This window comes from Serratia sp. 4542, assembly GCF_016805595.1.
Taxonomy (GTDB): domain Bacteria; phylum Pseudomonadota; class Gammaproteobacteria; order Enterobacterales; family Enterobacteriaceae; genus Serratia; species Serratia nevei.
On record NZ_RXKV01000010.1, the window covers coordinates 395,960 to 409,802 of the forward strand.

The window sequence follows — 13,843 nt, forward strand, 5'->3', positions numbered from 1 at the left end:
TGCGGCCAGGTGCCGTGAGAGTGCGATCTGGCGTGCAATACTCTCTCTAATAATCAAAACCCCATCTATATACATAAAAAGAATATCTATAGTGATTTAAGTACCTTCAGCTGCCGATCGTGCTCGCATACACTCGCGAAATTATTATAAATTCCATCTGCTTGGAGAGTTTCAGATGAAAGCGCTCGTTCCTTCTTTGCTGTTTTTAGCCGTGGCGGCCAGCGTTAACGCGCAGGCGGCGACGCCGGCCAACACGCTGGTGATCGCGCAGTCTATCGATGACGTGGTCAGCTTTGACCCGGCCCAGGGATTTGAGTTGACCACGGTGCAGTCGTTCAACAGCCTGTATCAGCGTCTGATCCAGTCCGATCCGCACAACCCTATCGATCTGAAACCGACATTGGCCAGCAGCTGGCAGGCCGGCGCCGACAATCGCAGCCTGACTTTCAGCCTGCGCCCGGACGCCAGGTTCGCCAGTGGCAATCCGCTGCGGCCGGAAGACGTTATCTTTTCGCTTTCGCGGGTGGTGAAACTGAATCTGGAGCCGTCGTTTATCCTGACGCAGCTGGGCTGGAACGCGAAGAACGTGGAGCAACACCTGAGCAAGGTGGATGACCACCAGGTAAAAATCAGCTGGAGTGAAAACGTCAGCCCGGCCTTCGTGCTCAGCCTGCTGTCGGCGCCGGTATCGTCGATCGTCGACGCCAAAGAGGCGCTGGCGCACCAGCAGGGCGACGATCTGGGGCACCAATGGTTGAACAGCCACTCCGCCGGCAGCGGCCCTTATAAAATCCGCACCTATGTGCCGCACGAAGTGGTGGTGCTGGACGCCAACCCAGGCTCGCCGGAAGGGGCGCCGACGCTGAAAACCATCCTGATCAAAAACGTGCCCGATCCGGCCGCGCGCCGCTTGCTGATCGAGCAGGGCGATGCCGATATCGCGCGCAACCTGGGGGCAGACCAGATGGCGGCCTTAAAGGGCAAGCCGGGCGTCAAACCCCTGGCGATTCCTTACGCTTCGCTTTATTTCCTGCAGTTCAACGCCAAGGCGTCACCGGCGCTCGGCAATCCGGCGTTCTGGGAGGCGGCGCGCTGGCTGTTCGATTACAAAGGCATCGCCGACGATCTGCTGAAAGGGCAGTTCCAGAGCCATCAGGCATTCCTGCCGGACGGTTATCTGGGGGCGCTCAAGGATCAGCCGTACAGCTTCAATCCGCAAAAAGCCAAAGAGATACTGGCCAAAGCGGGGCTCAGCAACGTCAGTTTCCGTCTGGACGTCAACAACCAGCCGCCGTACCTGGATATCGCCCAGGCGCTGCAGGCCAGCTTTGCCCAGGGCGGCGTGAAGGTGGAACTGGTGCCGGGCATCAGTTCGCAGGTCTCTACCAAGGTGAAAGCGCTTAACTACGATGCGACGCTGACCTCCTGGGGGCCGGATTATTTCGACCCTAACACCAATGCCGCAGCCTTCGCCTACAACCCGGAAGACGGCAGCAAGACGCTGGCCTGGCGCGCCAACTGGCAGATCCCGGCGCTGAGCAAGCTGACGCTGGCCGCCACCGCGGAAAACGACACCGCCAAACGGGTGGCCGACTACCAGCAACTGCAAAAACAGGTGCAGCAAAGCTCGCCATTCGTCATCGGCCTGCAGGCGCGCAGCCTGATCGCGGTGCGTGACAACCTCAAGGGTTATGTGCAGGGCATCAACCCTGACATGGTATTCTACAGCAAGGTCAGCAAGTAATGGCCGCTGAACTGTCCGCCAGCGCCGGGGCGGCCCGGCGGTATTGGCGCTGGGGCGGGCGGCTGCTCGGCGGCGCGCTGTCGCTGGCGCTGACGTTGCTTGGCCTGCTGCTGTTCACCTTCATGCTGTCGCACCTGGCGCCGATCGATCCGGCGCTGCAGGTGGCGGGCGATCACGCCAGTGAAGCCACCTATGCGCAGGTGCGGCACGAGCTGGGATTGGATCAGCCGTTACCGATGCAGTTTTGGCGTTATCTGGTGCACCTGGCGCACGGCGATTTGGGCATTTCGCGCATCACCGCCCAGCCGGTGTTGAGCGATCTGCTGCGTACCTTCCCGGCGACGGTGGAGCTGGCCACCTGCGCCATTATCCTCGGCGCCCTCGGCGGCATTACGCTGGCGTTTCTGGCGGTGCTCAGGCCGGGCAGCTGGCTGGATAACGCGGCGCGTCTGCTGTCGCTGATCGGTTATTCGGTGCCGATTTTCTGGCTGAGCCTGCTCGGGCTGCTGCTGTTCTATGCCACGCTGCACTGGTCGGCGGGACCGGGGCGGCTCGACGACATCTACTTGTACAGCATGGAGCCGCGCAGCGGTTTCGTGTTGATCGACAGCTGGCTGTCCGGCGATCGCGAAATGTTCTACAACGCCATCGGCCACCTGTGGCTGCCGGTCGTGGCGTTGGCGCTGCTGTCGATGGCGGGCATTACCCGATTGCTGCGCGCGGCGATGCTGGAAGAGTGCAACAAGGAATACGTGACGCTGGCGCGTTCCAAGGGGGCCGGGCGCCTGCGCATTCTGCTGCGCCATGTGTTTCCCAACGTACTGGGCACGCTGATCACCGTACTGTCTCTCTCCTATGCCAGCCTGCTGGAAGGGGCGGTATTGACCGAAACGGTGTTCGCCTGGCCCGGCGTCGGGCGTTATCTGACCTCGGCGCTGTTTGCTGCTGACACGCCGGCGATCCTCGGCGCCACGTTGCTGATCGGCACCTGTTTCGTGCTGTTGAATGCGCTGGCCGACGCCTTGACCTATTTAGTGGATCCGCGAACCCGATGAGCCAATATCTCTCTGAACACGAACCGCAAAGCGAGCCGGCCGTCGGTTACCGCCGCGGTCAGCGCCTGACAACGCTGACGCTGGGCGCGGCACTGGTGGCGATTTTGATCGTCACCGCGCTGCTGGCCCCGTGGCTGGCGCCTTTCGATCCCAATCTGCAGCATATCGAGCTGCGGCTATTGCCGCCTTCCGCCGCACATTGGCTGGGCACCGACGGCTTCGGCCGCGATTTGCTCTCCCGCGTGATTTACGGCGCGCGGCCGACGCTGATTCTGGTGTCGCTGATTCTGGTGTTGACCATACCCATCGGCCTGCTGGTCGGCATTGGCGCCGGTTATCTCGGCGGCTGGGTAGAGCGCGTTTTGATGCGCCTGACCGACATTTTCCTGTCGCTGCCGAGCCTGGTGATCGCGCTGGCGTTTGTGGCGGTCATGGGGCCGGGGCTGATGAACGGCGCGCTGGCGCTGGCATTGACCAGCTGGCCGGCTTTTGCCCGCCAGGCGCGGGCCGAAACCCTGGCGCTGCGCCGCAGCGACTATCTGGCGGCGGCGCGCATGCAGGGCATCAACGGGCTGCGGCTGATGGTCGGCCACATTTTGCCTTTATGCCTGCCGAGCGCGGTGGTGCGCGCGGCGCTGAGTCTGGGGGGCATCATCCTGTCCGCTGCCGGTCTGGGGTTCCTCGGCATGGGCGTCGCGCCGCCGACCGCCGAATGGGGCTCGATGGTGGCCGAAGGCAGTAAAGTGATTTTCGACCAATGGTGGGTCGCCGCCGCGCCGGGCGGGGCGATCCTGTTCGCCAGCCTGGCGTTTAACCTGCTGGGCGATGGCCTGCGCGACAAAATGGATCCTCGTCATGGGCACTGATAACACCTTATTGAACGTCGAACGCCTGGCGATCGGCGTGCCGGGGCTACAGCCGGTGGCGCTGGTGAAGAATATTTCGTTCAGCATGGGGCGGGAGCGGCTGGCGCTGGTCGGTGAGTCCGGCTCCGGCAAGTCGTTGACCGCGCGTGCGCTGATGGGGCTATTGCCGCCGCCGTTACAGCTGCAGGCGCAGCGCCTGACGTTGGGCGGTGAAGACTTAACGCGCCTGAGCGAGCGCCAGTGGAGCCGGCTGCGCGGCGACCGGGTGGCGATGGTGATGCAAGATCCCAAGCATGCGCTGAATCCCAATCAGCCGATCGGCCGTCAGGTGGAGGAGCCGCTGGTGCTGCATGCAAAGCTGAGTCGCGCCGAGCGGCGTGAAAAAGTGCTGGAGATGCTGGCGGCGGTGGGCTTGCCCGATCCGGCGGCGCTGTGCCGCCGCTATCCGCATCAGCTCTCCGGCGGCATGGGGCAGCGGGTGATGCTGGCCATTGCGCTGATCAACGATCCGCAGTTGTTGATTGCCGACGAACCGACTTCGGCGCTGGATCACCAGATGCGTGATCAGGTGCTGCAGCTGATAGACAATCTGGTGGCGCAACGCAATATGGGGCTGATCCTGATCAGCCACGATTTGCAGCAGGTGGCGCACCACTGCGAGCGGGTACTGGTGATGTACAAAGGTGAGCTGTTGGATCAGCTGCCGGCGGCAGAGCTGGCGCAGGCCACGCACCCTTATACCCGCACGCTGTGGGCGTGTCGGCCGAGCCGCGAGACGCGCGGCAAACCGCTGCCGGTGCTGGATCGCGCGCTGTTGGAGACGTTGAAATGAGCGTGATTGCACTGGAGAACCTGAGCGTCAGTCACCGCCAGGGCTACGAACTGCGCACCGTGGTGCATGAGGTTAACCTGCGCATCGAATCGGGCGAGTGTTTCGGGCTGGTTGGGCCTTCCGGCTGCGGCAAGTCCTCTTTGCTGTGGGTGCTGGCCGGGCTGAACGGCAGCTGGCAGGGCAACTTTGAGTTGCTGGGGCGGCGGCTGCAGCCGGGGCAGGCGTTTACCGGCGAACTGCGGCGCGAGGTGCAAATGGTGTTTCAAGATCCCTATGCTTCGCTACACCCCAAACACCGGCTTTTGCGTACGCTGTCGGAGCCGCTCAAGCTGCTGAAGGAAAGCGACATCGAACGTAAAATCAGCGCGGGCTTTCGCCAGGTGGGGTTGGATCCGCGCCTGCTGGATCGCTACCCGCATCAGCTGTCGGGCGGCCAGCGGCAGCGCGTGGCGATCGTGCGCGCATTGTTGCTGCGGCCGAAGCTGCTGTTGCTGGATGAACCGACTTCGGCGTTGGACATGTCGGTGCAGGCGGAGATCCTCAACCTGCTCAACGAGCTGAAACAGGCGGGCGATCTGACTATGGTGCTGGTCAGCCACGATGCGGACGTGATTGACCACATGTGCGATCGTTCGGTGGCGATGGCGCACGGCCGCATCATCGTTTGAACCTATGCCCGCCAACGCGGCGGGCATATCCATCTTGGTAATAAATAAAGCAATTTATCGTCGTTCTTCCGTTAATTCTTACCCCCTACACTCGACAAACAGCGCAACCGCGTGATTGTGGAGAGTGTATCGATGAAACGGTTAATCCCAACTTTATTGTATGGCGCGCTGGCGGCCGCTTTCGGTACGCAGGCCGCCACCCCGCAGGATACCTTGGTGGTGGTCAGTTCTCTGGAGGGCATTATCAGCCTCGATCCGGCGGAGAGTTTTGAAACCGTCAGCTCGGCCAATCTGGTCAACCTTTATCAGCGCCTGGTGGCGCCGGATCGCGCCGCGCCGCAAAAGCTGGCGCCGGACGCCGCAGGCAGTTGGCAAGCGGGCACCGATGGCCGCAGCCTGACCTTTACCCTGAAACCGCAGCAACGCTTCGCTTCCGGCAATCCGCTGCGGCCCGAAGACGTCATTTTCTCGCTGGTCCGCGCGGTGAAGCTGAACAAGGCGCCGTCGTTTATTCTCGGCGAGTTTGGCTGGACGCCGGATAACGTTGAACAGCAGCTGAAGAAGGTGGGAGATAACCAGGTGCAGCTCCGTTGGCCCGCCAACATCGGCAGCGAGCTGGCGCTGAGGCTGCTGACGGCGAACGTGGCCTCGATCGTGGATGAGAAGCTGCTGAACGAGCACGCGCAGCAGGGGGACTACGGCAATGCCTGGCTGCGCAGCCATTCCGCCGGCGGCGGCCCGTATCGGGTAAACAACTATGTGCCGCACGAGGCGCTGCTGTTCGGCCGCAACGACTTTGCGCCGTCGCCGGCCAGACTGAAAACGGTGTTGTTCAAGAACGTCAGCGACGCCGGCACCCGCCGTTTGTTGCTGCTGAAAGGGGATGCCGACGTGGCCTACGATCTGGGGGCCGATCAGTTCGACTCGCTGCGCAATGTGCCGGGCGTACGCATCGAGCAGGCCGATGCGCCCCGGGTCTATTACCTCGGTTTCAACACCGGCAGCAAAGACAACCCGGCGCTGGGCAATCCGGCACTGTGGCAGGCGGCGCGCTGGCTGGTGGATTATCAGAGCATCGCCGAGCAGCTGTTGAAAGGGCAATATCGGGTGCATCAGGCCTTCTTGCCGCAGGGATTGGACGGGGCGCTCGACGATCGGCCGTTTAGGCTCGACGTGGACAAAGCCAGACAGATCCTGCGCGAGGCCGGCATCGCCGAAGGGACGCGTATCAGTCTGATCGTCATCAACCAGCCGCCGTATACCGACATCGCGCAGGCGTTGCAGGCCAGCTTTGCGCAGGCCGGGCTGCGGCTGGATATCCAGCCGGTGGTGGAGAGCGATCTGTGGGGCAAGATGCGCGGCCGCGATTTTCAGGCAATCTTCACCTACTGGGGCGCCGACTACCTGGATCCAAACACCAACGCCAGCGCCTTTGCCTACAACGTGCCCGGTGGGCCGAAAACCCTGGCCTGGCGCACCCAGTGGGGCATTCCCGCCATCAGCGCGGAAACGCGTGCCGCGGCCGCGGAGGGCAACAGCGCCGCGCGCAGCGCACGTTACGTCACGTTGCAACGTGAACTGCAGGTCAGTTCACCTTATGTGGTGGCTCTGCAGGGGCAAACGCTGGTGGCATTGCGGGACAACGTTGAAGATGCCCGGGTGGATATCGCCAACAGCATGCTGTATCTGGACCGGGTGAGTAAGTAGCGACCGCGCCGCGCGCCTGGCCGGGCTTCTGGCGCGCCAAAGGCCGACAGCGTGTGAAATCGCCTGCTGTTGCAACCGCGAAGCGCGAGAGGTTGTATCAAGGTGAAATAAAATGAAATTTCATAACGTGCTCATGTGGCGGTGATAGATTGGCGCTGAAAGGCGGCGTTGTTTACGCCTTTCAGCGCGGTCGTTCGCAATGATGCGAACACATCACGTCAGGAGAGATTATGGACAATAACGGAAACGCTTCAGTGGAGTGCGCAGCAACCTTGCTCGCCACCGGCGAGGTTGTGACGCCGGAACAGTTTTATCAGGACAGCGACGGAAGCAACTGGGGGCCGGCGATCAACAAAGCGGCGGCGGCGGCGCTGCAAGCCGGCGGTACGTTATCCCTGGGCAAACGGGTGTATACGGTCGCCGGGCACGTACTCATTCAGACGACAACGGACATCTACGGCGGCATCGGTTTGCGGGTGGTCGGATTGGGGCGGGCGACCAAAATCGTCAAGACCGCAGACAGCAGCTATACCAATGAACAAGGCGAAACCAAGAAAGCGGTGATCGTGGTGAAAGGCTTCGCCAATCTGACGCTGCACGGCTTGACGTTGCGGGATGATACCGGCGCAGACGATACCCACGGCGTATGGTTCAGCGATCTCAATATGACGAAGTTTGATATCCGTGACATCTACACCAAGGTTGGCGGTTATTCGCTGTTTGTGTCGGGCGACATGTTCATTAACTGGCTGGTGAACGTGCAGATGGAAGCTAACGCCAATCGCCCGGGCGATGGGGTGCTGTGGATGAACAAGTCCGGCACCACCAATTTTATCGACGGGCTCTACGCCGCTCGCGCCAAAGGCACCGCGTTCAGAATTTCAGGGTTTTACTCTACGGTCGGCTCGTTGGCCGCGGATGACTGCATCGGCGATATCTACTATTTCAAAGATTTTAACGGCACGATCAATTCATTGGGCTGCGAGAACCGCAATACGCAGCGCGCCGCCAGTGTCAGCGTGCTGTCCACCAACTTTGCCCAGGGCACGATAGGCAATATCAATATCCAGGACGCGCAGAACGTGGAGAGCGGGGGCGTGCTGTGCCGGTTCATCAACGAATCCCGTTGGGATATCGGTCAGTTGAATCTTTACAGCGGTTCGAAAACGCCTTTCCCGGTGGCGATCGCCGCCTGCAACAACAATACCGAGGTAACCTTCAGTAACGTCTATAACGGCGGCGTCCCGGTAGCCGGCAAAAGCACCGTCGACGTTACGTCGTTTTTAAGCGGGGTCGAAGCGATGTACAGTCTGGGTGAGCGGGCTATTGCCCCTTCCTCCACCAGCAATCATTTGCCGCGCAATATCTCGAAACAGCCATCGTGGACTTTGTTAGGCACCCTGACCGCGCCGGATCGGCAACCCACAACGCACATTACGCTTCAGCAGGGCGTAAGCACCAAGGTGCTGGCGTGCGATTTATATATCACGTTCGACCTGTCTTCGCAGGCGACCGCCTTTGTCGTCAATAGAGGCAGCTATAGCGCGAAAAGCGCCTTTATGTTGCGGCGCACCGGGCCGTTGAGCTGCGAAATATATTATCGCGTCGAGAAGGATTTCGGCTTTGGCAGTTATCAGGTGCAGACTACGCGCGGCAGTTACTGGCGGCCGGACGGCGTTTCGTTGAGCGCGCGCCCCTCCGATGCGTTGGAAATCCGTAGCGACGAGATGTTATCCACGACGAGGCTCACGGCGGTCCAGCCACTGGCCAATCCGACAACGGCCAGCACGGCAGAAGTGGCCGGATTACTCAATCGGCTGATCGAGGCGCTGAAGACCTAACCGAACAACGTCAGCGCGCTTTGGTCGGCGCCCATCAAGAGCTGCAGCCAGCCGGCCGCCGCCAAGGCGATACCGAAAGGTTGCGGCGTTCGCCAGCCGCGGCGCGGGTGCCGGCCGCGCGCCGCCGCCAGGCCTAACCCGAACGCCGCCGCCAGGCAGACCAACAGCGGCAACGTCGTCCAACCGAGCCAGGCGCCCAGCGCCGCCAACAGTTTGAAATCGCCCTGGCCGATGCCGTTACGCCGCCGCACCTGCCGATAAAGCGCGTTGAGCAGCCACAGCGCCCCGTAGCCGGCTGCCGCACCGATAACCGCATCATCCAGCGGTGCCCAGCGGGCGTCAAGGTTGCACAGCAGCCCGCCCCACAGCAGCGGCTGGGTTAGCCGGTCCGGCAGCCATCGGTGGCGCCCGTCGAGCCAGGCCAGGGCGATCAGCAGCGCCGCAGCCGGTGGCAACCACAGCCGGTGCGCTGCCGAAAGGTCGAAAGGCAGCGTCGCCAACGCCAATCCCAGGGCCGTCAACAGCAGGCTGCGGCGGCGCAATCTCGGTAGGTTGGCGCGTACGGCTACCGTTCGCTCCAGCCGGGTGATAAGTGAGAAGGCGAGCAGGCTGGCCGACAGCAGCGCGGTGAAAAACAGCACGTGCCACAGTGAGGAAAGAAACATCAGGGTTCCGTCAGTCGTGAAAAAGATGTTTAAAATAACGGCAAAATGCGTATTTCACCGGGGTGAAATGCGGCGGCCTGCGGGATATGCGCGGTTGCGCGCAGCACGGCCTTACGTATTGCATGGCAAAACAAGCCGCTACGTGTCGGCTCGCAGCGTTACTGCACGTTTTATCGGCAAAATCGGCGCTAAAAGAGTGTGAATTCACCTGCGCTCGGAGGGGGGCAAGTCAATGGTGTGATGTGACGGCGTCACTCTGGCCGATTGGGGTTTATCCTATTGTTTCTGTTCGCCAAGCCGTTAGGCTTTAAGGGAGAGGCGTCCCCGCCAGGCCGGGACGTAAGGTTTTTCAGATCTGTCGCGGGAAAGGCGATAGCCAAGCAGTGGGTTGGCGCGATCCAGGAGGGAGAGAAGCCAACGGTGTCATGACAGACGTGATTCAGACAGGATTTATCAAGACCCAAAAACGATTTTGGCGCCGTCGCCAGGCGGCCTGGCTGGCTGGGCCGCTGATGTGGCTGGCCGGCATGGTGCCCGTGTGCGCCGAATCCCCACCGGCGCCGGACGCCGTTATTTCTTCCAAACAGCAAGCTGCGGATCCGGCCGAGAACTTGCCGGATCTGGGCGGTGCGCCCGACGACGCCGCGCGTGAAAAACAGTGGGCCGAGATGGCCAAACAGCTCGGCGAGAAAGATCTGAACAACGTTTCACGTCAGCAGATGCGCAGCCGCGCCGAGGATTATTTGCTGGGCCAGGCGGCCGACACGCTGCAGCAACAGGCGCAGGAACTGTTGTCGCCACTGGGCACCGCGCGGCTATCGTTGAAAATGACCGGGGAGGGGGACTTTACCGGCAGCAACGGGCAGTTATTCAGCCCGCTGTACGACGTCGACGGATTGCTGACCTACAGCCAGATCGGCTGGCTGCAGCAAAGCGCTGGGGCGCTGGGCAATTTTGCGCTGGGGCAGCGCTGGATCGTCGGCGACTGGCTGCTGGGATACAATACGGCGCTAGACAGCGATTTCGCCCGGCAGCGCAATCGTGGCAGCGTCGGTGCGGAAGCCTGGGGAGACTACCTGCGTTTCTCCACCAACTATTACTACCCGCTGTCGGCGCTGTCGCAGCAGCCCGGCGATGGGGTGTTTTTCAGCCGCCCGGCACGCGGTTACGACATCACGACGCAAGGCTACCTGCCGTTTTACCGCCAGATCGGCGGTTCGCTCAGCTATGAGCAGTACCTGGGCGACAATGTCGATCTGTTCGGCAGCGGCAAAAAGCAAAGCGATCCGCGCGCCATGCAGCTGGGGCTCAATTACACCCCGGTACCGCTGGTGACGATGAAGGCGTTGCACAAGATTGGCGCGGGCGGGCAGAGCCAGGAGCAGGTTGAATTGGCGTTGAGCTATCGGCTCGGAGTGCCGCTGGTGAAGCAGATTTCGCCGGAGTATGTGGCGCAGGCCAAGTCGCTGCGCGGCAGCCGTTACGATCCTATCGAACGCAAGAACGTGCCGGTGCTGGAGTTCCGCCAGCGCAAGACGTTGCAGGTGTTCCTGGCCACGCCGCCGTGGAGCCTGCAGGCGGGAGAAACCGTGCCGCTGGTGCTGGAAATCAAGGCGTTGAACGGGATTTCTCATGTCAGTTGGCAGGGGGATACGCAGGCGCTGAGCCTGACGCCGCCGCACAACGCCAACGATCCGCAGGGCTGGACGGCGATCGTGCCGGCGTGGGACGACGCGCCGGACGCCGTCAACAGCTACCGGCTGGCGGTCACGCTGGAGGACGATAAACAGCAGCGCGTGACCTCGAACTGGATAGCGCTGAAAGTGGCGCCGCCGCTGACCGCGACCTCCGGGGAAGACGCGGGCCTGCCGCCGATCAAAACCCTGACGCCGCCGCCCATTCCGGCGCAAACCGGGCCGCTGTACGGCGGCGATTAACCGTTTTTACCCTGCAGCACCCACACGGCCGCCTCGACGCGGGATTTTAGCTTCATCTTCTTCAGCAGGTGTTTGACGTGTACCTTGACGGTGCTTTCGGTGATGGTCAGGCGGCGGGCGATCAGCTTGTTCGGCAGCCCCTGAGCGATCAGCTTCAGGATATCTCGCTCGCGCGGCGTCAATTGCTGAATATCGCGATCGGCGCTGGGGCGGTTTTCCCGCAGGCTGGCGGCGAGGATCGGCGTCAGCGTCTCGCTGAGCACCATCTGCCCGGCCGCGGCCTGATGCAGCGCCTTCAGCAGATCCTCCGGCTCCATGTCTTTCAACAAGTAACCGTCGGCGCCGCGCTTGAGCGCGCTGACGACGTCGTCTTCATGGTTGGACACGCTGAACACCACGACGCGCCCTGACAGGTCGGTCTGGCGCAGGCGATCCAGCGTTTCCAGCCCGTTGATGCCGGGCATGTTCAGATCGAGCAGGATCAGATCCGGATCGTGCTGTTCCGCCAGCGTGACCCCTTGTTCACCGTTGCTGGCTTCGGCGATGACCTGCAGGCGAGCGTCCATGCCAATCAGCTGTTTTACGCCGTTACGCAGCATCGGGTGGTCGTCGATCAGTAAAATTGTGGCGGCGGTTTCTGTCGTCATGGTGTCTCCGTTAGTCGATGGCGTGGTTATCCGGCGTGAAGCTGACTCGCACCTCGGTGCCGCCGCCGCTGCGCGGTAAAATGTCGCAGCGGCCGTGCAGGCTCTTGGCGCGATCGCGCATGATGATCAAGCCGTAATGGTCGGGGCGAGACGTCTCGGCAGGCAGGCCGCGTCCGTTGTCGCATACGCTCAGGGTCACTTCGCCCCGTTTATTGATGACCTGAATGCTCACCTGGCTGGCGGCGGCGTGCTTAAGGATATTACTGAGCGCCTCGCGGGCGATCTGCAGCAGGTGAATGGCCTGGTAGGCGGGCACCGTGCGCGGCCCCAGTTGGTAATCGAGATGGATGGTCAGGCCCAGTTTGGGATTGAACTCCGCGACCGTCGATTGCAACGCCGCCAGCAGGCCCGGCTCGGTCAGCTGCAGGCGGAAGGTGGTCAGCAGCTCGCGCAGCTGGCGATAGGCGCCGTTCAGCTCTTCGCGCATCTGCTGCACCAGCGCCTGACTGGCGGACGAGAGCGTTTCGCCCTGCATCTGCAGGCAGGCGATCTGCATTTTCAGGCAGGAGAGCGATTGGGCGATAGAGTCATGCAGCTCGCGGGCGATCGCCGCCCGTTCTTCCATCAGCATCAGCTGCTGCTGGTGGTCGACCTGACGCTCGATGGCCAGCACGCTGGTCAACTGCTCCACCAGGGTGTTGATCAACTGGCGGTGCTCATCGTTCAGCGGCTGTTGCGGCGCATGTTGCGCCACGATCACGCCGTAGTCGCCGAGCTTGTCGCTCAGGCTCCAGCTCAGCGACGGGTTGTCGGGATGCTGGCGGTCGCTGTCGTTCAGGCAGGCGCTGCACACCGGATTATGGCAATGCTCCGGCCGCAGCGGCTGGTTGCCGCTCAGCTGCAGCAGCGGTTCCCGGCTGTCGTTTTCATACAGCCGTACCTGAATGGCGCGCAGCGGCGTCAGGGTTTGCAGTTGATTGAGCAGCGGCGTCAGGCGACTGCACAGCGGTTCGCTGGCGTGCAGCAGGCGGCTGGCGCGATAGAGGAAGCTCAGCACCTGATTTTTCTGCTGCAGGTCGGCGGTCTTCTCGGCCACGCGCTGCTCCAGCCCGCTGTAGGTGGCCGACAGCTCGTCGGACATGGTGTTCAACGCGCCGCCGAGCGACGCCATTTCATCCTGGTGGCCGCGCTGCGCGAAGCGGCGGCTAAAGTCGCCGCGGCCCACCGCCAACGCCATCTCCACCAGCTGTCGCCACGGATGCAGCAACCGGCGGCGCAGGTAGCAGGTGGTGCCGATCAGCAGCAGCAGGGTCAGTGCGATGAAGCCGGCCTGCACCAGCGTCACCATCAGCAGGCGGCGCTCGGTTTGCCTGTCGATATCCGAGACCAGCTTATCCAGCAGCTGCACGAAGTGCGCCACCTGCGGCGCGGCATCGGCCGGGCGCTGCGCGCTGCGCAGGCGGGGTTGCAGGGTCTGCTGCCAATAGTCGCGCAGGGCGTCGAAAGGTTGCGTCAGCCCTTCCTGTTCCACCGAACGCTGCAGGTCGGGGCTGTTTTCGTCGCGCTCCAGTTCGCGGATCAACGTTTCATGCCGCTCATCGAGCGGCACCTGCGCCAGCAGCCGGTAGCTTTGCATACGCAGCGATCCGGCCTTGTTGATGGCGTGCGCATTGCCCTGAATGCTCTGCGACATCCAGGCGGAAATCCCCATGCCGGCCACGCCCAGAATGCCCGACAGCAACATCAGCAGGGCGACCTGATTCACGATCGAAAGCGGGGCCAACAGGCGTTTCATAAGCGCGGATTCCTGGCGTTTGGCGCCGCTGAGGCTCAGGGGCGAAGGCGGCGACGGGGGTAAACAAGTAACGATTCAGCCGTATT

11 protein-coding genes are annotated in these 13,843 nt (G+C 62.3%); 8 read left to right on the forward strand and 3 right to left on the reverse strand.

Annotated features, from left to right (window positions below; translation table 11 throughout):
* Positions 1–175 precede the first annotated feature (175 nt).
* The 7 genes from EKL15_RS14110 to EKL15_RS14140 all read left to right on the forward strand — a co-directional run bounded on the left by EKL15_RS14110 (position 176) and on the right by EKL15_RS14140 (position 8,713).
* The gene (locus tag EKL15_RS14110; RefSeq protein ID WP_049271726.1) at positions 176–1,744 is read left to right on the forward strand and encodes an ABC transporter substrate-binding protein; all 1,569 of its coding nucleotides are present in this window, start codon (positions 176–178) and stop codon (positions 1,742–1,744) included.
* Positions 1,744–2,799 (forward strand): ABC transporter permease, encoded by a 1,056-nt coding sequence (locus EKL15_RS14115; protein ID WP_060439732.1) that lies wholly within the window; start codon positions 1,744–1,746, stop codon positions 2,797–2,799. Before EKL15_RS14110 ends, EKL15_RS14115 begins: the two co-directional genes overlap by 1 nt.
* A complete protein-coding gene (locus tag EKL15_RS14120) occupies positions 2,796–3,665 on the forward strand; it encodes an ABC transporter permease (RefSeq protein WP_100395648.1) in 870 nt (289 codons plus the stop codon). The genes EKL15_RS14115 and EKL15_RS14120 overlap by 4 nt, the downstream gene beginning before the upstream one ends.
* Entirely contained in the window at positions 3,655–4,497 is an 843-nt protein-coding gene (locus tag EKL15_RS14125; protein WP_060439734.1) for an ABC transporter ATP-binding protein, read from the forward strand. Before EKL15_RS14120 ends, EKL15_RS14125 begins: the two co-directional genes overlap by 11 nt.
* Positions 4,494–5,165 (forward strand): ABC transporter ATP-binding protein, encoded by a 672-nt coding sequence (locus EKL15_RS14130; protein ID WP_070914674.1) that lies wholly within the window; start codon positions 4,494–4,496, stop codon positions 5,163–5,165. The genes EKL15_RS14125 and EKL15_RS14130 overlap by 4 nt, the downstream gene beginning before the upstream one ends.
* Positions 5,166–5,297: 132 nt before the next feature.
* Positions 5,298–6,872, forward strand: coding sequence for an ABC transporter substrate-binding protein (locus EKL15_RS14135; RefSeq protein ID WP_100395649.1), 1,575 nt, complete (start codon positions 5,298–5,300; stop codon positions 6,870–6,872).
* 230 nt (positions 6,873–7,102) lie between these two features.
* Entirely contained in the window at positions 7,103–8,713 is a 1,611-nt protein-coding gene (locus tag EKL15_RS14140; protein WP_100395650.1) for a hypothetical protein, read from the forward strand.
* Here EKL15_RS14140 and EKL15_RS14145 read toward each other — a convergent pair.
* Positions 8,710–9,378 carry an A24 family peptidase gene (locus EKL15_RS14145; protein ID WP_197826964.1) on the reverse strand — a complete coding sequence of 223 codons (669 nt, stop codon included), beginning with the start codon at positions 9,376–9,378 and terminating at the stop codon, positions 8,710–8,712. The genes EKL15_RS14140 and EKL15_RS14145 overlap by 4 nt on opposite strands.
* Before the next feature lie 425 nt (positions 9,379–9,803).
* Here EKL15_RS14145 and EKL15_RS14150 point away from each other — a divergent pair, with 425 nt between their 5' ends.
* The gene (locus tag EKL15_RS14150; RefSeq protein ID WP_203089821.1) at positions 9,804–11,315 is read left to right on the forward strand and encodes a YchO/YchP family invasin; all 1,512 of its coding nucleotides are present in this window, start codon (positions 9,804–9,806) and stop codon (positions 11,313–11,315) included.
* Here EKL15_RS14150 and narL read toward each other — a convergent pair.
* Both narL and narX read right to left on the reverse strand, forming a co-directional pair.
* On the reverse strand, positions 11,312–11,962 hold the full coding sequence (gene narL / locus EKL15_RS14155) for a two-component system response regulator NarL (RefSeq protein ID WP_016927346.1): 651 nt from the start codon (positions 11,960–11,962) through the stop codon (positions 11,312–11,314). The two genes, EKL15_RS14150 and narL, sit on opposite strands and share 4 nt — an antisense overlap.
* 10 nt (positions 11,963–11,972) lie before the next feature.
* Positions 11,973–13,757, reverse strand: coding sequence for a nitrate/nitrite two-component system sensor histidine kinase NarX (narX, locus tag EKL15_RS14160; protein ID WP_047730492.1), 1,785 nt, complete (start codon positions 13,755–13,757; stop codon positions 11,973–11,975).
* Between the last annotated feature and the right edge of the window lie 86 nt (positions 13,758–13,843).